The sequence below is a fragment of the Musicola keenii genome (genome assembly GCF_014855505.1).
GTDB classification, from domain to species: domain Bacteria; phylum Pseudomonadota; class Gammaproteobacteria; order Enterobacterales; family Enterobacteriaceae; genus Musicola; species Musicola paradisiaca.
In genome coordinates this window covers 21134-39922 of sequence record NZ_JAAWVW010000025.1, presented here as the reverse complement: position 1 = coordinate 39922, position 18789 = coordinate 21134, and the positions used below count along the sequence as shown (strand labels likewise).

Annotated in this window: 15 protein-coding genes and 1 riboswitch; of the genes, 6 read left to right on the top strand and 9 right to left on the bottom strand. The window is 54.1% G+C overall.

Annotation, left to right across the window (positions count from 1 at the left end):
* Window positions 1-290 precede the first annotated feature (290 nt).
* On the bottom strand, window positions 291-1178 hold the full coding sequence (gene murI, locus HEP82_RS18200; protein ID WP_192459363.1) for a glutamate racemase: 888 nt from the start codon (window positions 1176-1178) through the stop codon (window positions 291-293).
* On the bottom strand, window positions 1123-2970 hold the full coding sequence (gene btuB, locus HEP82_RS18195) for a TonB-dependent vitamin B12 receptor BtuB (RefSeq protein ID WP_192459362.1): 1848 nt from the start codon (window positions 2968-2970) through the stop codon (window positions 1123-1125). Before btuB ends, murI begins: the two co-directional genes overlap by 56 nt.
* Before the next feature lie 68 nt (window positions 2971-3038).
* Window positions 3039-3235, bottom strand: a riboswitch (cobalamin riboswitch).
* A gap of 136 nt (window positions 3236-3371) precedes the next feature.
* Here btuB and trmA point away from each other — a divergent pair.
* Entirely contained in the window at window positions 3372-4475 is a 1104-nt protein-coding gene (gene trmA, locus HEP82_RS18190; protein ID WP_192459361.1) for a tRNA (uridine(54)-C5)-methyltransferase TrmA, read from the top strand.
* A 13-nt stretch (window positions 4476-4488) separates the two neighbouring features.
* Here the strand turns inward: trmA and HEP82_RS18185 are convergent, their stop codons facing one another.
* Both HEP82_RS18185 and fabR read right to left on the bottom strand, forming a co-directional pair.
* Entirely contained in the window at window positions 4489-4860 is a 372-nt protein-coding gene (locus HEP82_RS18185) for a YijD family membrane protein (protein WP_192459360.1), read from the bottom strand.
* Window positions 4861-4877: 17 nt separating this feature from the next.
* Complete coding sequence (gene fabR, locus HEP82_RS18180) at window positions 4878-5519, bottom strand: HTH-type transcriptional repressor FabR (protein WP_192459364.1); 642 nt, start codon at window positions 5517-5519, stop codon at window positions 4878-4880.
* 218 nt (window positions 5520-5737) lie between these two features.
* Between fabR and sthA the strand changes: the two genes are divergently transcribed.
* Window positions 5738-7138 (top strand): Si-specific NAD(P)(+) transhydrogenase, encoded by a 1401-nt coding sequence (gene sthA, locus HEP82_RS18175; protein WP_026595260.1) that lies wholly within the window; start codon window positions 5738-5740, stop codon window positions 7136-7138.
* Here the strand turns inward: sthA and oxyR are convergent.
* Both oxyR and metF read right to left on the bottom strand, forming a co-directional pair.
* Window positions 7130-8038 carry a DNA-binding transcriptional regulator OxyR gene (gene oxyR, locus HEP82_RS18170; RefSeq protein WP_015855433.1) on the bottom strand — a complete coding sequence of 303 codons (909 nt, stop codon included), beginning with the start codon at window positions 8036-8038 and terminating at the stop codon, window positions 7130-7132. The two genes, sthA and oxyR, sit on opposite strands and share 9 nt — an antisense overlap.
* A 613-nt stretch (window positions 8039-8651) precedes the next feature.
* The gene (gene metF / locus HEP82_RS18165; RefSeq protein ID WP_192459359.1) at window positions 8652-9551 is read right to left on the bottom strand and encodes a methylenetetrahydrofolate reductase; all 900 of its coding nucleotides are present in this window, start codon (window positions 9549-9551) and stop codon (window positions 8652-8654) included.
* 385 nt (window positions 9552-9936) lie between these two features.
* On the opposite strand from metF, the gene HEP82_RS18160 reads away from it, so the two are divergent.
* Together HEP82_RS18160 and HEP82_RS18155 are read left to right on the top strand one after the other, a co-directional pair.
* Window positions 9937-10611, top strand: a complete 675-nt coding sequence (locus tag HEP82_RS18160; RefSeq protein ID WP_192459358.1) for a TetR/AcrR family transcriptional regulator — start codon at window positions 9937-9939, stop codon at window positions 10609-10611.
* Window positions 10612-10818: 207 nt separating this feature from the next.
* Window positions 10819-11742, top strand: coding sequence for an NADP-dependent oxidoreductase (locus tag HEP82_RS18155; protein ID WP_192459357.1), 924 nt, complete (start codon window positions 10819-10821; stop codon window positions 11740-11742).
* Between the two features lie 170 nt (window positions 11743-11912).
* On the opposite strand, the gene HEP82_RS18150 is transcribed toward HEP82_RS18155, so the two are convergent.
* Both HEP82_RS18150 and metB read right to left on the bottom strand, forming a co-directional pair.
* Entirely contained in the window at window positions 11913-14348 is a 2436-nt protein-coding gene (locus HEP82_RS18150; protein WP_192459356.1) for a bifunctional aspartate kinase/homoserine dehydrogenase II, read from the bottom strand.
* 2 nt (window positions 14349-14350) lie between these two features.
* On the bottom strand, window positions 14351-15511 hold the full coding sequence (gene metB, locus HEP82_RS18145) for a cystathionine gamma-synthase (RefSeq protein ID WP_192459355.1): 1161 nt from the start codon (window positions 15509-15511) through the stop codon (window positions 14351-14353).
* A 185-nt stretch (window positions 15512-15696) separates the two neighbouring features.
* On the opposite strand from metB, the gene metJ reads away from it, so the two are divergent.
* Window positions 15697-16014, top strand: a complete 318-nt coding sequence (gene metJ / locus HEP82_RS18140) for a met regulon transcriptional regulator MetJ (RefSeq protein ID WP_015855437.1) — start codon at window positions 15697-15699, stop codon at window positions 16012-16014.
* Window positions 16015-16132: 118 nt separating this feature from the next.
* Here the strand turns inward: metJ and rpmE are convergent, their stop codons facing one another.
* The gene (gene rpmE / locus HEP82_RS18135; protein WP_015855438.1) at window positions 16133-16348 is read right to left on the bottom strand and encodes a 50S ribosomal protein L31; all 216 of its coding nucleotides are present in this window, start codon (window positions 16346-16348) and stop codon (window positions 16133-16135) included.
* Between the two features lie 229 nt (window positions 16349-16577).
* Here rpmE and priA point away from each other — a divergent pair, with 229 nt between their 5' ends.
* A complete protein-coding gene (priA, locus tag HEP82_RS18130; protein ID WP_192459354.1) occupies window positions 16578-18773 on the top strand; it encodes a primosomal protein N' in 2196 nt (731 codons plus the stop codon).
* Window positions 18774-18789: the final 16 nt, after the last annotated feature.

The window sequence follows — 18789 nt, the reverse complement described above, 5'->3', positions numbered from 1 at the left end:
CTGTTGTTAGTTCGTAATGAATTAACTGTTGTTCACTCTTCAAGACTTTCAGTTCTTTCGTTCTGAAGTGTCCTGCGAGTGCCCACACAGATTGTCTGATTAATTGTTAAAGAGCAGTGCGACTTTTCTCAGTCGCGGGCCAAATATAATATTCAACCCCTCAAAAATGTCAAGCCATACGTGCTTGATATTTTACTAAAACTTCCAACGAAGTTCGCCGTTTCCGTCTCAGTGGTGGCGCATTATAGGGACTTATTTGGGCCTGACAAGCACTAAATTAAAAAACAAATTCATTTGCCTAATATTTGCTCGTCAACCTGCAAAAGCGGCAATTTTTCCAGCAAATGAAACCCATAACGCTGTAATACCGGCCACAGCGTTGCGACTTTGGGCGTGATCGCCAAGCAATACACCAGATTTTTTTCCTTCGATAGAAAAGGATTTTCCAAATGTTTCACCAGCCACGCCGTGCGTCGGGCAATGGCGGCACCTGAGTCAACCAACCGCGTCCCCTCCGGCAAAGCCTGCTGCAGTTCATTCGCTAATAATGGAAAATGCGTACATCCCAGCACGACCGTATCGGGCGGTTCCGGCAACTTCAGCCAAGGCTTGAGGATTTTCCTCAGCGCATCGATAGATACCTCGTCACCTTGTAACTTGGCCTCTCCCCACTCCACTAACTCCGACGACCCCAAAGACAGAATCGTACAATCATGGGCGAATCGTGAAATCAATTCGTGGGTATACGGACGTTGCACCGTCGCGCGCGTCGCCAATAAACCAACAACGCCATTACGGGTCAGTTTTGCCGCAGGTTTAATCGCGGGAACGACGCCCACTACCGGGAAGTTGAAGCGCTCCCTCAATGCTGGTAGGGAAATCGTACTAGCAGTATTGCAAGCGATAACGACTGCTGACAAAGGATGCTGTTTTTCAACTGCGTCAACGATCGATACCACACGCTCAATGATAAATTGCTCAGGCTTTTCCCCATAAGGAAACGCCTCATTATCGAACGTGTAGATATAATGCAAATCCGGCAACAGTTTGCGGATTTCTTCATAAACGGATAGACCGCCCACACCAGAATCAAAAATCAGTACGGAGGGGCGGGCAGGTAAATCAGAAACTATAGCTTCCGGTGAGATAATATTCTCGACCTGCGGTTCGGTAGCCATACACTGTCTCATAATTCTTATCGAACAGGTTGGCGATTCTACCACGAACTGTCAGGTGAGAGGTGACTGGATATGACACAGCCAGATCCCAAACGCTAACACCACCCAGCTTCATCGTTTCAAAGGTATTAAAATCCTGATCGGTACGATCACCCAGATAGTGATAAGTCACCGTCCAATCCAAGGGCTCCCAGCGCCAATCCAAATCATATTTAAACTGCTGGCGGGCTCTTCTTGTCAGGCGTTCATTCGTTTCCGCATTTCTGGCATCGATATAGTCGTAAGACAATTTATGTGCAACAGGCCCGGTATCAAACGACGCAGTGGTTTCAATTCCTTTAATGAGTGCTTTACCAATGTTGAAATACTGACTACTGACGCTGTCGTACTGAATCAGGTTGTCCACATCATTACGATAAGCGGACACATGCCAGTTGACCGCTCCGGTCAGGCCTTCAATTCCACCTTCCAGCTGTTTGCTTTCTTCCGGCTTCAAGTTGGCATTACCGATGGAGCCATATAATTGCCCAAGATTAGGCGACTTATATGCGGTGCCGTAAGACGCCAACAGCCTGTATCCTTGAGTGAATTCCCACGCAGTCCCGGTTTGCCAAGTAGAATGTTGTCCGAATTGTGAATTGTCATCACTACGCAACGATCCTTCGAGCGTTACCGGCCCCAGCAATTGCTGAGTGGTCGCATACACCCCGGTATTGCGGAGTTCATACCCTCGCTCGACGAAATTGGTATTCGGCGTAGTCGTTTGCTTCTGCCAGTCAACGCCGGTACTGATATTGCCTTTACCAACTTGGACGCTGTTGCCCCACTGCACGTTGTACTGCTGTATGTCATCCAGCGTGGCCCAGCTGCTGGAACGGCCGCCCAATTGATCGTAGTTGTAGTCCTTACTGTGGCTATAACTGGTAATCAGTTGCGAAGCCCAAATCCCTCTCTGGTAACGCAACCCGGTATTCCAGGTCTGGCTATAAAGCTGGCGTAAATCCCAGGGGGAACCGTCATAAGCAGTACGATTATCGAAACCATAGCCGCGCACAAAGCCGCTTACTGCATCGCTAAACCGGTGTTCTACATTGCCGTACACCGCTTTGCTCATGAAACCGTCACGATCCGGCTGGGCCGAAGTGCCATAGGCATCAGGCAGGTTGGCCACCACATCAAACCCTTTGGTATAGGTATAATTACCAGCAAACGTCCCTACCGTACGGCTCCCCAGATTCTGCTGGGTGGAAGCATCATAGGTTTGATAGCCATTAGAGCCCATACCAGCAGAAAGCGTCGTACCGTTCTTCTCGCGCGTCGTGATGATATTGATGACCCCGCCAATCGCGTCAGAACCATACACGGCAGAACGCGGCCCACGGATATATTCCACCTTCTGAACCAGAGAAATCGGGATCTGGCTGATATCGGAAGAGCCACTAACCCCCGCCTGATTCAGACGAATACCATCAATCAACACCAAAACATGGCTGGACGCGGTACCGCGAATAAACAGCGAGTTGCTCTGCCCCAATCCGCCATTTTGAGCGATATCCACCCCCGGCAGACGACGCATCACGTCCGTCAAGCTTTTAGACTGCCAGCGATCGATATCATCTCGCGTCACCACCGTTGTTGGCGCCAGCACGGAAGACACCGGCTGAGGAAAACGATTGGCGGTCACGACCATAGCGTCACCACTGTCCTGTTGTGTGTTATCGCTACCTTGCGCCCACCCCGAAAATGCCGTGGCCATCATCGCCGTCAGCAGTGTTATTTTTTTATTAAGCATGTAAGAAGCATCCAAACTGAATTGGCAGGATGCCGCACCTCATGATCGATAGCACGCGATGACCATGAACATTGCGACGTATACCGGCAGGTTTTCGGGCTCAGGTACAGCGACATAAGCCGCACGGAAACGACGACTTCCCACCCAAGAAGGCAGTGTCTGCATCATGCTGTCGTTCCCCATTCCCCTCACCGCTGCGCGTCAGCTCCAGGATTTCACTGGATTCCCTTTTAACTCGCCAGGCAAGGCCGGACGCTCATGCTACGATCGGGCGGTGTAGAAGTCTAGACTTCCATTTATTGAATGCAATAAATCACGGCTACAAAACTGGACATCCCCCTCATATGCCCTACAATCGCCGCCGTACAATTACTTTAGCTGCTTTTTCAGACGGGAAAATCATGACGCCATCCACTTTGCCTATCGATCAGTATGACGCCCAGCTTGCAGAGAAAACCGGGCGGCTTAAAGCAATGATGGCGTCATACCATGCCCCGGAACCGCAGGTATTCCGCTCACCAGTCAGCCACTATCGAATGCGTGCCGAATTCCGTATCTGGCATGACGGCGACGATCTCTACCACATTATGTTCGATCAGCAGACTAAACACCGTATTCGGGTCGATCAGTTTCCTGTCGCCAGCGAGCTTATCAATCGTCTGATGCCGGCATTGTTGAATGCGCTACGTCCGCAGCTAACACTGCGCCGCAAACTGTTCCAAATCGACTATCTCTCTACGATGAGCAACGAAATCGTAGTATCACTGCTCTACCATAAGACTCTGGACGATGAGTGGCGGCAGCAGGCAATCACGTTACGCGACCAGCTACGCCAGCAGGGCTTTAATCTGCAACTGATTGGTCGGGCGACCAAAACCAAAATCTGTCTCGATCACGATTATGTAGATGAATGCCTGCCAGTTGCGGGCAAACAGATGGTTTACCGGCAGGTGGAGAACAGTTTTACCCAACCTAACGCGGCCATGAATATCCAGATGCTGGAATGGGCATTGTCTGTAACGGAAGGCTCCAAAGGCGACCTGCTGGAGTTGTATTGCGGAAACGGTAACTTTTCACTGGCGCTGGCGCGAAATTTTGAGCGGGTGCTGGCGACGGAAATCGCCAAACCTTCGGTGCAGGCAGCGCAGTACAACATCACCGCTAACCAGATCGGCAATGTCCAGATTATTCGCATGGCGGCGGAAGAGTTTACCCAGGCGATGCGTGGCGTCAGGCAGTTTAACCGGCTGGAAGGCATCGACCTGACCAGTTATCGTTGCAATACTATTTTCGTCGATCCGCCGCGCAGCGGCCTGGATGAAGAAACTGTACGACTGGTGCAGGAATATCCGCGCATTCTGTATATATCCTGCAACCCAGAAACACTGTGCGCCAACCTAGCGACACTCGCCCAAACCCACCGTGTCAGCCAGTTGGCGCTATTTGACCAGTTCCCTTATACCCACCATATGGAATGCGGCGTACTGCTGGAAAAACGCACCTAATCCGCCATGCCGGTCAGCGGTTTTCGGAATCCGCAGCAGCTTTGCGGGCTCTTAACCGGATCACGAGCCAAAGCGCCAGGACGGCACAGAGGGTCGACGGCACAAAGTTGGAACCGATTTGCGGATACTCGGCACGCACAATCGCGCTATACAGCAACAGCCCGAACAGAAAACTGGCGGCGGCCAACAGCGGAACGCCTTCCGGCATCGCATAATGCTGATAGCGCTGGTGCAGGCAATACACCGCCAGCACCATGGCGATTAACGGAAAAATGGAAAAAGGCACAATCGAACTGAACAGCGCGGTAAAAGAACCATTTACGGACAAACCAGCCACTAACGCCAGAAGCAACGTACTTTTCTCGGAACCTGCCTGCTCTGCCATAATGCCTCCTCGCTCAATCAACGTTCAGGGCTGGGAACGCCCTGGCCCTGCTCTCTCCGGTACCAGTAATAAGCCCCTTTCGCAATCATCCGCAATTGCAGCACTAGCCGTTCTTCCAACTGGCGCCGTTGCTCCAGGCCGACATCCAACGCTTCAGCGCCGGCGCTGAACACAATAGTGACCATCGCTTCCGCCTGCGCTTCGGCAAAACTGCGAGGGATATGATTTTCGACTTCAAGATAATCCGCCAGTTCAGCAATAAAATGCTGAATTTCTCTGGCGACTGCGGCACGAAATGCTGCCGACGTGCCAGAGCGCTCACGCAGTAACAATCTGAAAGCATTAGGGTTATTACCGATGAACTCCATAAACGTCGCCACCGACGTTTTGATCACGCTGCCACCGCTTTTCGCAATGCGCTGACGAGCTTGCCGCATCAATTGACGCAGCATCAAACCACTTTCATCCACCATAGTCAGACCCAATTCATCGACATCACGGAAGTGGCGATAAAAAGAAGTGGGTGCAATGCCAGCCTCGCGGGCGACCTCGCGAAGACTCAGGCTGGCAAAACTGCGTTCAGCACTAAGCTGACTGAATGCCGCCTCGATGAGAGAACGACGAGTCCGTTCTTTTTGTTGTGCTCTGACACCCATTATCCTGACCAACGTTATCTGTTCTCCTTTCAGGACGAGGACTATAACAAACTTTATCTGCCATCTACCGGTTATTCACTACATACTGCGTCAAAGTCTGCCATAGTAAAAGTATGCTGCCTGTTTCCCACATAAATGAAGGGGATTATTGGGTTATTCCCTTGTCGATGTTAATATCGCGTTACCTAATTGTATAAAAACAGGTGTGTCCTACCATGACCATACAACAACAATACGATTACGATGCCATAGTGATTGGCTCCGGGCCCGGCGGTGAAGGTGCGGCAATGGGATTGTCCAAGCAAGGCGCCAAAGTCGCCGTCATAGAACGGCACTACAACGTAGGCGGCGGCTGTACACACTGGGGAACCATCCCATCCAAAGCTCTCCGTCACGCAGTCAGTCGTATCATCGAATTTAACCAGAACCCTCTCTACAGCGATAATTCCCGCGTTATCAGTTCTTCGTTTTCTGACATCCTGCGCCACGCCGGCAGTGTAATAAACCAGCAAACCCGCATGCGCCAAGGGTTCTACGAACGTAACCACTGCGATCTGTTTTCCGGCGAAGCGAATTTTATTGACGCGCATACCCTCGCAGTCCGCTATCCAGATGATACGCACGACACCTTGACGGCAGAAAACATCATCATTGCAACCGGTTCGCGTCCCTATCATCCGGCAGAAGTGGATTTCACCCACCCGCATATTTACGACAGCGATTCCATCCTCGAGCTGGATTATGAACCCCGCCACGTCATCATTTACGGCGCCGGGGTAATAGGTTGCGAATATGCGTCCATTTTTCGCGGTCTGAACGTAAAAGTGGATCTGATCAATACCCGTGACCGCCTGTTGGCATTTCTTGATCAGGAGATGTCGGACGCGCTGTCCTATCACTTCTGGAACAGCGGCGTGGTCATTCGTCACAATGAAGAGTTTGAGCGAATAGAAGGGGTCGACGACGGCGTCATCGTTCATCTGAAATCCGGCAAAAAAGTCAAAGCGGATTGTCTGCTTTATGCCAACGGCCGTACCGGCAATACCGAGAATCTGGGGCTGGAAAATATCGAGCTGGAAGCCGATGGGCGTGGCCAACTCAAAGTCAACAGCATGTATCAGACCGCGTTGTCGCATATCTACGCTGTCGGGGATGTGACAGGTTATCCAAGTCTGGCATCCGCTGCTTACGACCAAGGACGCATCGCCGCCCAGGCGATTACCAAAGGCGACGCTACCGCCCATCTGATCGAAGATATCCCTACCGGTATTTACACCATTCCGGAAATCAGTTCCGTCGGGAAAACGGAACAGGAGCTGACCGCAATGAAAGTGCCGTATGAAGTGGGCCGCGCCCAATTCAAGCACCTGGCGCGCGCGCAGATTGTCGGCATGAATGTGGGAAGTCTGAAGATTCTGTTCCACCGGGAAACCCGGAAAATTCTGGGAATTCACTGTTTTGGCGAACGAGCGGCCGAAATCATCCATATCGGGCAAGCCATCATGGAACAGAAAGGCGAAGGGAACACGATCGATTACTTCGTCAATACCACGTTCAACTACCCGACAATGGCGGAAGCCTATCGGGTAGCCGCATTAAACGGTCTGAACCGGCTATTTTGACAGCATCTCCATCTGATGCTGCATGTGTTCGCGAACAGCGTCCGCCAATTGTTCATAGCGACCTCGCAGCGGCGAGCCGGGGCGATACACCAATGCAATGGTGCGTTTCGGCTCAGGCTTATAACAGTTCAGATAGCACACGCCGTCCCGGATACGCTCCCGCGGTACTGATAACGACGGCAGCAGGGTAATACCGCTGCCGGCCGCAACCATGTTGCGTAGCGTTTCAAGGCTGGTCGCGCGGAAATGGGTATCTTCATCGGCACCAGCCTGGAAACAGAACCCCATGGCCTGATCGCGCAGACAATGACCATCCTCCAGCATCAGTAATTTCTCGCCCGCCAGATCGGACATAGCGACGCGCTCACGATTAGCCCAGGGATGATCCTGATAGATAGCCAATTTCATCGGCTCGTCGAACAGCGGTACCTCGATAAACGCTTCAGATTCTTTCACCATCGCCAGAATCGCGCAGTCCAGCTTGCCGCTGTCGAGCTGAGCCAACAGTTGATGGGTTTGGGCTTCATGCAGATACATCTCCAGTTTCGGGAAGGTGTGATGCAACATGGGGATGATATGCGGCAGCAGATAAGGGCCGACGGTAGGAATCAGGCCGATATGCAACGGCCCGGACATGGTTTCGCCTTGCTGGCTGGCCATCTCCTTCAACACTTTGACCTCCCGCAGCACCGTTCTTGCCTGCTCGACCAGCAATAGCCCCGCCTGAGTAAACAGCACCTTGCGACTGGTTCTTTCCAGCAACATCACCCCCAGCTCATCCTCGAGCTTGCGGATCTGCCCGCTTAGGGTCGGCTGGCTGACATGGCAAGAATCCGCCGCCCGCCTAAAGTGTCGATGTTCTGCCAATGCCACCAGATATTCTAAGTCCCGAATGTTCATGCCCTAAATCTCTCCATAATCATGATAGCCTCTAGCGATAGATAGGATAGCAACGAACGATTATCTCTATCAACTTTTAGAGGAAATAATACCCTTAAATCAACCAAATTCAGGTGCGATAGGTCTGGAAGAAACAGGGAGTTTCAAATTCAGCGACAGCAAATGTCCTTAGCTTACAGACGGTGAAAACTCCGCCAGAGGATCGACAGCTCGAACGCAACAACCAATGCACATACGATCACCCTAAAAGGGCCGTATTTTATTCTTCACCAGGGGACTTTTTATGTACGCCGGCTCTTCCAGCCATTTGTCACGCTATAACGACTAGGCTGGCGTGTTCAAGCGGCAATATTTGGGATATGTCCACGAATGGCTCTTTTGTGATGAACATCGGTGAAACCCGATAAAAGACTGGAATCATCATACACATTCATGAATAGAAAAGAGAGTCGACTGAAAACTCGCGGCAGATTGGAGCAATACGCTGAAACATTACGGAACCGCTGCTACTGACGAAACGATTTTGACAGCTAGCGCAAGTTAGCGAACCAGACCCTTTTAAGAAAGCCAACGAAACTTTGGCGGGCTACGGCCCGCCGTTTTTTTATCGGCATCAAGCCTGCGGCGACGCCGGACGAACCCCCAGCGTATGGCAAATGGCGTAGCTCAGTTCCGCACGGTTTAATGTATAGAAATGGAAATCCTTCACACCCTCGCGACTGAGGATCTTTACCATATCCATCGCGATAGAGGCGCCAACCATCTTGCGGGTTTCCGCATCGTTATCCAACCCTTCAAACATCGCGGTCATCCAGTTCGGCACCCGTACATTGGTCATGGTGGCGAAACGCTGTAACTGTTTGAAATTGGAAACCGGCAGAATACCGGGAACAATCTCAACGTCGATCCCAGTTGCAACGCAGCGATCACGGAATCGCAGATAAGATTCGACATCAAAGAAAAACTGGGTGATGGCGCGGCTGGCGCCGGCGTCAATCTTACGCTTCAGGTTGATCAGATCCGCCTGAGCGCTTTTGGCTTCAGGATGCACTTCCGGATAAGCGGCCACAGAAATATCGAAATCGCCGACGTCTCTCAGCAAGGCGACCAAATCCGCCGCATACATGTCAGGTTTACCCCCGCCGGGCGGTAAATCGCCGCGCAATGCCACAATATGTCGAATACCACTCTGCCAATAATCCTGAGCGATAGCGCGCAATTCTTCACGGCTCGCGTCAATGCAGGTCAAATGGGGAGCCGCTTCCAGACCGGTACGCTCCTTGATGGCTTTGATGATACTGTGAGTACGATCGCGCTCGCCGGAGTTGGCGCCGTAGGTCACGGAAACAAACTTGGGCTTCAGGCTGCTCAGGCGGTCAATCGAGTGCCACAGCGTTTCTTCCATCTCGCTGGTACGAGGCGGAAAGAATTCAAAGGAAACGTTAATGCGGCCTTGCAGCTCAGCCAGATTCTGGTTCAGCGCTTCCTGATGGTTCGCGTGGAAAAAGCTCATATCCTTACCTCGATTCGCCTCTGTTTCGGTTTTTTCGATAAACGTCTATACGTTTAGACGTCCATATAGAAAATGACCGAATCACCACGAAGAGTCAACGCTTTTCAACGTACAGCATGCTGATGTTTGTTCATGCAAGATGAAGGAAGTTCATGATCGTGAATCACACATCATCATACTTATCACTAAGAAATACCCATAAACTGTAATGAATATAAATTAAGTATCGGCAAAAAACGTATCCCTTGCCACCAGTGCGCTCAATTTGTAAGAAACGACTATCGACGTAACGGACATCGTCATCCAGCACAAATAGCATACTTGCCACCCTTAAATGGTATGGTACATTACCATACATAAATGACGCAAAAAGTGAGCAACGCACATGACACCACAGACTGCCCCTACACACCGCACAGCCAAAGGTGCGCAACGGGTTCATGACCTGATTGTTGTCGCGGCCGAACAGTTTCTGGAACATGGGTTCGACGCGGTTGTCATTGATGACCTGATAGCTCGCATCGGTGGTTCGCGCCGCAACATTTATAGTCATTTCGGCGGTAAAGAAGGGTTATTTCACGCGGCCATGCTCCATGTGTGTGAAGAGATGGCGAAACCGCTGGATCAATTCACGATAGAAGGACGTGAGCCTGACGAGGTGTTGCCCACTTTCGGGCGTGAACTGGTACGCACCGCACTGTCGCCTCGTACGCTGGCCGTACACCGGATTTTGACCAACGAAGGCAGCCGCTTCCCGGAAATCGCCCAAGCGATGCTAGCGGCCAGTTATCTTAAAATCCTCGACAAACTGGCAACCTGGATCGCAGCCCACCAGGCAAAACCGGCGAGTAATATCAGCACTCAGCTCCCGGCCCGCGTGCTAGCCGAAAAGTTCATTAGCATGACGTCCAGTGACGTGAAGCTACGCGCAATTGTCGGCTTGGTACATCTCCCGCTTTCGGACAACGAAATAGACGACATCGTGGGTAACGCCGTCCATACCTTTCTCTACGGCGTAGCGGTACAACCACCACGAGAACACGATAACCAGAACGAATAATCCATACACGGCAACAATTATGGAACGTCTCCTCCTGCAAATCTGCTTCGCACTTGTCAGGAGACGGTGCCAATGCCGCGGACTTTTCTCGGCTTAAATGTTCCGGCCCCGGTCACACACGAAATATCGGGTGCTCGCCTTACCTTTCACAACGGCTTCGCAGAAGACCTTAGCGTCTTCGTATCACTCACCTTTGGAGCATAAACGATGAAAGCCATACGCATTGACCATTTCAACGACATGCCTGCCATCAAAGAATCTCCCGTGCCCGATATCGCCGCCGACCAGGTGCTGATACGTGTTCAGGCCGCTGCGCTCAACCCGCTCGATACGCTGGTGGTATCCGGTTTTGCCCAGCGCTTTTTCAATATCGAGCTACCGATCACGTTGGGTACCGACTTCGCCGGTACGATCGAGTACGTCGGTTCCGCCGTCAGCCAATGGAAAAGCGGCGACCGGGTGATCGCCTGGTCTGATGCCGGCATCAGCGGCGGGCTGGCTGAATTCGCAGCCGTACCCGCCAGCGCCTGCGTACTCCTGCCGTCGAGCCTGTCGGCCGCCGAGGGAGCCGCTATTCCGACTGCAGGCATCACGGCGTGGCACACGTTGTTTTCCACCGCTGGCCTGAAAGCTGGAGAAACCGTATTGATCCATGCCGGTGCCGGAGGCGTAGGTACTTTCGCCATCCAGTTCGCACACAAAGCGGGGGCACACGTCATCGCCACCTCCTCTGGCGAGGGTCTAGCACTGGCGCACAGTCTGGGCGCAGATAAAGTGATCGATTACAAGACGCAAGATTTCACCGCTGAAATCTCCGGTGTGGATGTCGTGCTCGACCTGGTCGGCGGCGAGACACAAACCCGTTCTTATAAGGTCCTGCGCACTGGCGGCCGACTGGTCTCCACCGCGATGCCGCCGGACGAAGCAACCGCCAAAGCGCACGGCGTCACCGCCACTATTTTTTACGCCAAGCCTTATGCTAACCAACTGGGTGAACTCACTGAAACGATAGCCGAACAAGGTATGAAGGCCGTCATTGACCGAAATGTGCCGCTTGAGGCGTTCGATGAGGCCTGGGCTCGGCTGATGTCCAGACAGGCACGCGGCAAGATCATCGTCTCGATGTTCTGATTAGCCTTGTTCCGCCACAACAAGATGTATACACGGCGACAAGGAAACGTTGCCGCTGATTGTCAGGACACGAAACCGTTATCTCCGACTCCAGACACTGAAGCCCGCAGTTGCGGGCTTCAGTAGTAATCCTCAGATGATGGCAGATCAGGCAGCGCTGCCAAAAATGATCACAAAAGCTGCGCCAGACGATTAAGGTCGGACTGAATCGCTCCTGCTGTCACATCACGTCCAGCGCCTGGCCCACGAATCACCAGCGGGTTATCACGATACCAGCGGCTCTCAATGGCAAACACGTTATCGCACGGCAACAACGACGCCAGCGGATGATCCGGACGTACTGCCTCTACACCGACGCGCGCCTTGCCATTGACGTCGAACCGCGCAACGTAACGCAGCACCAGTCCCAGCTCGTTGGCCGCCTCCAGCCGTTGCAGCATCTGTTCATTAAGCGACTCGCTATCCTCAAAGAACTGATCCACCGACCCGTCTTCACATCCCGCAGGCACCAGCGATTCCACCCGAACCTGATTCGGTTCAATCTCGTATCCCGCTTCGCGCGCCAGAATCACCAGTTTGCGCATGACATCCTGGCCGGCAAGATCCACCCGGGGATCAGGTTCCGTCAACCCTTGCTGCCAGGCCTGATCCACCAAATCGATAAAAGGCACCGTGCCGTCAAACTGCAAAAATAGCCATGAAAGCGTCCCGGAAAAAATACCGCTGAGCGCCAGAATACTGTCTCCGCTTTCCCGCAGGTCGCGTACCGCATAGTTCACCGGCAACCCGGCACCGACCGTAGCGTTGTACAACCAGTGACGCCCCGTCTTGGCGAATGCATCGCGAATCTGGCGATAGTTATCCCCGCCGGATGCACCAGCCAGTTTGTTGGCGCTGATAACGTGAAAACCATAACTGGCAAAGTCCAGATAAAGATCCGCCACCGACTGGCTGGCCGTCACATCCAGCACCACCAGGTCGTCATAAGGATGCGCACGCATCCACTGGAACAGTTCCTCATCGTCGCGTTCCAGGGCTTCATCGTTAAAGAAAGCCAGTACACGGCCGGCATCCAGCCCTTCGTAGTTCAGTAGACTGCGCGAACTGTCCACCACACCGGCCAGCAAAAACTCAAAACCGGTTCGGGCAGAGATCAGGCTTTGCTCGCGAGCAAACAGCTCCAGCCAGCGGGAACCGATATTTCCCTTGCCGAATAACACCAGACCGATACGTTTCTCCGCCCGGAACAGGGAATGGTGCAAACCGCGCACCAGATGCTCAGTAGGGCCGACGCGCAATACGGCGGCTAGGCTGATGTCGTCCTCGGCCTGACAGATAAATTCAATCGGCTGATCTTTGAGCTGCTGATAGAAACGGTGGCTATGCAGCGGATTGCGACACACGCCGGCGCCGACTAATGCCACCAGCGCCAGGCCTTCACGCAAAGTCAGCTCGACAGGCAAAGCCGCTTGTTCAAGTACCTGCCAGGCGCTGTTGACGACTTCGGAGGTATAACAGAGTTGCAGTTGGTTGCGATCCTGATGCGCTCCGGTCGCCAGCGGCCTGACCTGCGCTTTTTTCAGTAATTGCTCCACATCATGCAGCATCAGTTGGAAATCATGCGCGGAAGGCACATTTACTTCGATCAGACAAACATCATCATGGCTGGTGACGATCTTGGCCCCAGTGCCGGACGCCAGCACCCGTTCAATGCGGGTCGAGCCCTGTTCCGGCTGATAACTGCAACGGAGTTGCAAGTCAATATCGCTGCCGGAAACCGGCTGTAATGTGCGGGTATGCAACACCGGTGCCGCCAAACGCGCCAGTTCGCTGGCTTCATCCAAACGTAGCAACGGCAGCAGGCAGGCATCCTTAACCTTGCGCGGATCCGCACTGTATACGCCGGCTACATCACTCCAGATCGTTACACGTTCAACCCCGGCCAGCGCGCCGATCTGCGTCGCAGAGTAATCACTACCGTTACGCCCCAGCAAGACCGTTTCGCCTGCCTCGTTACGGCTGATAAAACCGGTGATAACCAAACGTTGCCCCGCGTACTGTGTCAGCAACTGCTGCAACAACGGCCAGGAACGCCCTTCATCCACCTGCGGTTGCGCCGCACGTTCCGCTCGCAGGAACGAACGGGCATCCAGCCAGGTTGCCGGCAGATTTTTCTGATCCAACACCGCCGCCATCAGGCGCGCAGACCAGATTTCACCGTGCCCTACGACTTCGGCGTACACTGCATCGGTGATTTTTCCGTCCAATAACCCCGCCAGATATTCCAAGTCGCGAATGAAAGCATTTGTCAACGGCGCAGCGACTTCCGGCGGCAGCAAACCAGCGATCAAGTCACTCTGATAGCGGCGCAGCGCCTGCTGCACCTGATGTGCGGAAATTCTGTCGGACTGGCTGAACGTCAACCAGCTAATCAGTTGGTTGGTGGTACTGCCCGCTGCGGAAACCACCATCAAATCACCGGGTCGGCTGTAGTCGGACATCACACCGGCGACGCGCTGATAACATTTCACATCCGCCAGACTGCTACCGCCAAATTTATGCAACTGACGACCCGTAACGGCGCCAGCTATCCCCAAAGCACTCATTCTTACCTCTTGGCTGCGTCCTGAAACGCTCTGTCCAAATCGGCAACCAGATCGTCGCCGTCTTCAATCCCTACCGAAATACGCAACAGTGTTTCCGAAATCCCCGCTGCGGCACGCGCTTCCGGCGCCATACCTGCGTGAGTCATGGTAGCGGCATGAGAAATCAGACTTTCCACGCCGCCCAACGATTCCGCCAGCGTAAACAGCTCCAGCGACGCCAGGAAACGGCGCAAGGTTTCTTCATCACCATCCAATTCGAAACTCAACATAGCGCCGAAACCGGACTGTTGACGACAGGCGATCCCATGACCGGGATTTTCCGGCAAGGAAGGATGATACAGTTTTTTCACCAACGGCTGCCGCTGCAAATATTCCACAATTTGTAGGGCGTTCTTCTGCGCCGCCGCCATACGCGGCGACAGCGTCCGCAAGCCGCGCAGCAGCAGATAGCTGTCGAAAGCGGCACCCGTCACGCCGATGTTGTTGGCCCACCAGGCCAGTTCAGTGACCACGTCCGGATCTTTGGCGATCACGGTACCGGCCACGACATCGGAGTGGCCGTTGAGATATTTGGTACAAGAGTGCACCACCAAATCAGCGCCCAACCGCAGTGGGTTCTGCAATGCGGGGCTCAGGAAGGTGTTATCCACGACGCTGACCGCGCCGACTTCGCGTGCTGCCTGACAAATCGCCGCGATATCCACCACGCGCAACAGCGGGTTACTCGGGCTTTCCACCAGCACCAGCTTCGGTTTTTCGGCCAGAGCGGCTTGCAGTTCTGTCTGATTTCCCTGATCGACGAACCTCACCCGAAATGCGCCGCGGCGGCTCAGACTGTCAAACAGGCGATAACTGCCGCCATAGCAGTCATGGGGAGCTACCAGCAAGTCGCCAGGACGCAAAAACACCGTGCAAACCAGCAGAATCGCCGACATACCGGTATTGGTCAACACCGCACCTGCGCCGCCCTCCAGCTCAGCCAGCGCACGTTGAACCACGTCACGAGTCGGGTTGCCACGCCGGGAATAATCATGTGTGCGGGGCTGATTGAAACCCGTGAAGTTATAGGTACTGGAGAGATGAATCGGTGGGACAACACAACCAAACTGCTCGTCATTGTTCAACCCACTGCGGACTGCGATAGTAGCCTGTTTACGCGTCATCGGTGCCTTTCCTGACTGAACTGAAGTAGAGGATTTCAAGAGTAAACTCAGAAACAATAGACGTCAATACATCTAGACTTCTAAACTTCTTTGCGTATAGATTGAGCATCCCTAGAATAACCGTTAGAATTATGGTGCTTCATGACAGTGGCAGTTTTCATCACGATCAATTTTTAAGGTATCCCATGGCTGAGTGGAATGGCGAGTACGTAAGCCCATATGCGGAACACGGCAAAAAAAGCGAGCAGGTAAAGAAAATAACGGTGTCTATCCCGTTAAAAGTATTGAAGATCTTGACGGACGAACGTACCCGTCGTCAGGTGAATAACCTGCGTCACGCAACCAACAGTGAATTATTGTGCGAGGCGTTTCTGCACGCATTCACCGGCCAGCCTCTGCCAGACGACGACGATCTGCGCAAGGAACGCCATGACGAAATTCCCGAAACCGCCAAGGTCATCATGCGCGAAATGGGCATCGATCCGGATACGTGGGAATACTAATGGCGGCACGACGCCATCCAGGGCAATCGGCATTCGACAGAAACAACAAAGGCACCCGCAGGTGCCTTTGTTTTGGCCGCGATTCGCGACCAGCGCATCACGCCTGAAATGGCAGTGATTACTTCTTCACGCCCGGGACACTGAAGCGTTTGTTGAAACGCTCAACACGACCACCAGTGTCAACAACGCGCTGTTTACCGGTGAAGAACGGGTGGCAGGCGGAGCACACGTCCAGGTTCAGATCGCGGGCGACGGTAGAACGGGTTTTGATGACATTACCGCAAGAACAGGTAGCGGTAATTTCAACGTAATTCGGGTGAATACCTTCTTTCATGGGAAACCTCTGTTAAGGCCGTGTCGCTATCCAGCCCTTTTCCGCCAGACACCACACGAAGTTGAGTTAAACGAGCTTTATACCACACGGTACAAAGGCGGCGGATCATACAGAAATTAACCAGATGATGCAATCATATCGGCATGCGCCGCCTGCGCCGTGTACAATCTGACGCCGTAGTCCGGCGATGCCCGCATCGCCTCATTCACCTGAATTTCACGGAGATGCGATGACCATTGCCCAGGTTGCCTTGCCGGTACCGCTAACGCGCACGTTCGACTACCGCCTGACAGCGGACATGGCGCCTGTACCGGGTATGCGCGTCAGCGTCCCCTTCGGCAACCGTCGGATGATCGGCATAGTCACCGCATTGAGCGACAACAGCGAATTGCCTGTGGATCAGCTTAAAACCGTCCATCAGGTTATTGACGACACCCCTCTATTCCCCACCAACCTGTGGCGCATTCTGCTATGGGCCGCCGATTACTATCACTACCCGACTGGCGAAGTGCTGTTCCATGCGCTGCCGATCCTACTGCGTCAGGGGAAACCCGCGCATACCGCGCCGCTCTGGCAATGGTTCGCCACCAAACAGGGACGGGCCACACCGCCCTTATCGCTGAAACGCGCGCCCAAACAGCAGCAGGCGCTGGCGGCGTTGCTGCAGGCTCCGCTGTATCGTCATCAGGTAGCTGAACTGGGGTTGACCGACGCCGCGTTACAGGCATTACGCAGTAAAGGATTGTGCGAGTTGCGTGCGTTATCCCGGCACGTTCAGGATTGGCGGCAGGATTTCCGTCTGGCGGAAGAACGGTTACGCCTCAACACCGAACAGGCGACCGCCGTCGGCGCCATCCGCGCCGGCGACGATGGGTTCCACGCCTGGCTGCTGGCCGGCATCACCGGCTCGGGTAAAACCGAGGTCTATCTCAGCGTTCTGGAAAATGTGCTTGCACAGGGCAGGCAGGCACTGGTGCTGGTGCCCGAAATCGGACTGACGCCTCAAACCATCGCCCGCTTCCGCGATCGCTTCAATGCACCGGTAGACGCTCTGCACTCCGGGTTGAACGACAGCGAACGGCTGGCGGTCTGGCTGCGCGCCCGCAGCGGGGAAGCCGCCATCGTCATCGGTACCCGATCCGCGTTGTTCACGCCTTTCGCCCGGCTAGGCGTTATCGTCATCGACGAAGAACACGACGGCTCCTACAAGCAGCAAGAGGGCTGGCGCTACCACGCGCGGGATTTGGCAGTGTTCCGGGCTCGCCAGGAAAACATCCCGGTGATCATGGGGTCCGCCACACCTGCGCTGGAAACGCTCTACAACGCGCAGAATGGCAAGTACCAGCTGTTGAGGCTCAGCAAACGTGCCGGCAATGCCAGCCTGGCGCGTCAGCACATACTGGATTTAAAAGGACTGCCGCTGACTTCCGGGCTGTCTCAACCGCTTATCGGCCGCATCCGTCACCACCTTACCGCGGGCAATCAGGTAATTCTGTTCCTGAACCGCCGAGGGTTCGCGCCGGTGGTGATGTGTCACGAATGCGGCTGGATTGCCGAATGCCCCCGTTGCGACAGCTACTACACGCTGCACCAACACCAACGCATGCTGCGCTGCCATCACTGCGACAGCCAGCGCGGCATACCGCAACAATGCCCTGAATGCGGCTCCACACACCTGGTTCCGGTGGGGTTGGGTACCGAGCAACTGGAACAGGCGCTGCCTGAACTGTTTCCCGATACGCCGATCACCCGGATCGATCGCGACACCACCAGTCGTAAAGGCGCACTGGAACAACAGCTCGCCCAGGTACGTCAGGGTGGCTCACGCATTCTGATCGGCACGCAGATGCTGGCCAAAGGGCACCATTTCCCGGACGTGACGCTGGTCGCGCTACTGGATGTGGACAGTTCGCTGTTCTCCGCTGATTTCCGCGCCACCGAGCGCTTCGCCCAGCTCTATACCCAGGTTTCCGGCCGCGCAGGGCGGGCAGGCAAAGAAGGCGAGGTCATTCTGCAAACGCATCACCCCGAGCATCCGCTGTTGCAGACGCTGCTGCAGCAAGGGTATGACGCCTTTGCCAGCCAGACGCTAAAAGAGCGCCAGAGCGTGCTGCTGCCGCCGTTCACCAGCCACGTTCTATTTCGCGCCGACGACCACGATAACCAGCAGGCTCATGTCTTTCTGCAACAGCTGCGTAATCTGCTGGAAGCCAGCCCACTGCGGGATGAATCACTCTGGTTGATGGGGCCGGTTCCGGCGCTGCAACCCAAACGCGCCGGGCGGTTTCGCTGGCAGTTGCTGCTACAACATCCTTCCCGTTCCCGTCTCCAGCAGGTGATACGTACCTCAATGCCGTTAATCGACACGCTGCCCCAGGCCCGGCGGGTAAAATGGGTGCTGGATGTTGACCCAACCGACAGTTGAAGCGCCAGGATGCAGT

Bases quoted from the DNA above. Each gene is read 5' to 3' on its own strand.
- murI (WP_192459363.1), bottom strand. From the start codon at position 1,178: ATGGCTACCGAACCGCAGGTCGAGAATATTATCTCACCGGAAGCTATA.
- btuB (WP_192459362.1), bottom strand. From the start codon at position 2,970: ATGCTTAATAAAAAAATAACACTGCTGACGGCGATGATGGCCACGGCA.
- trmA (WP_192459361.1), top strand. From the start codon at position 3,372: ATGACGCCATCCACTTTGCCTATCGATCAGTATGACGCCCAGCTTGCA.
- HEP82_RS18185 (WP_192459360.1), bottom strand. From the start codon at position 4,860: ATGGCAGAGCAGGCAGGTTCCGAGAAAAGTACGTTGCTTCTGGCGTTA.
- oxyR (WP_015855433.1), bottom strand. From the start codon at position 8,038: ATGAACATTCGGGACTTAGAATATCTGGTGGCATTGGCAGAACATCGA.
- metF (WP_192459359.1), bottom strand. From the start codon at position 9,551: ATGAGCTTTTTCCACGCGAACCATCAGGAAGCGCTGAACCAGAATCTG.
- HEP82_RS18160 (WP_192459358.1), top strand. From the start codon at position 9,937: ATGACACCACAGACTGCCCCTACACACCGCACAGCCAAAGGTGCGCAA.
- HEP82_RS18155 (WP_192459357.1), top strand. From the start codon at position 10,819: ATGAAAGCCATACGCATTGACCATTTCAACGACATGCCTGCCATCAAA.
- HEP82_RS18150 (WP_192459356.1), bottom strand. From the start codon at position 14,348: ATGAGTGCTTTGGGGATAGCTGGCGCCGTTACGGGTCGTCAGTTGCAT.
- metB (WP_192459355.1), bottom strand. From the start codon at position 15,511: ATGACGCGTAAACAGGCTACTATCGCAGTCCGCAGTGGGTTGAACAAT.
- metJ (WP_015855437.1), top strand. From the start codon at position 15,697: ATGGCTGAGTGGAATGGCGAGTACGTAAGCCCATATGCGGAACACGGC.
- rpmE (WP_015855438.1), bottom strand. From the start codon at position 16,348: ATGAAAGAAGGTATTCACCCGAATTACGTTGAAATTACCGCTACCTGT.
- priA (WP_192459354.1), top strand. From the start codon at position 16,578: ATGACCATTGCCCAGGTTGCCTTGCCGGTACCGCTAACGCGCACGTTC.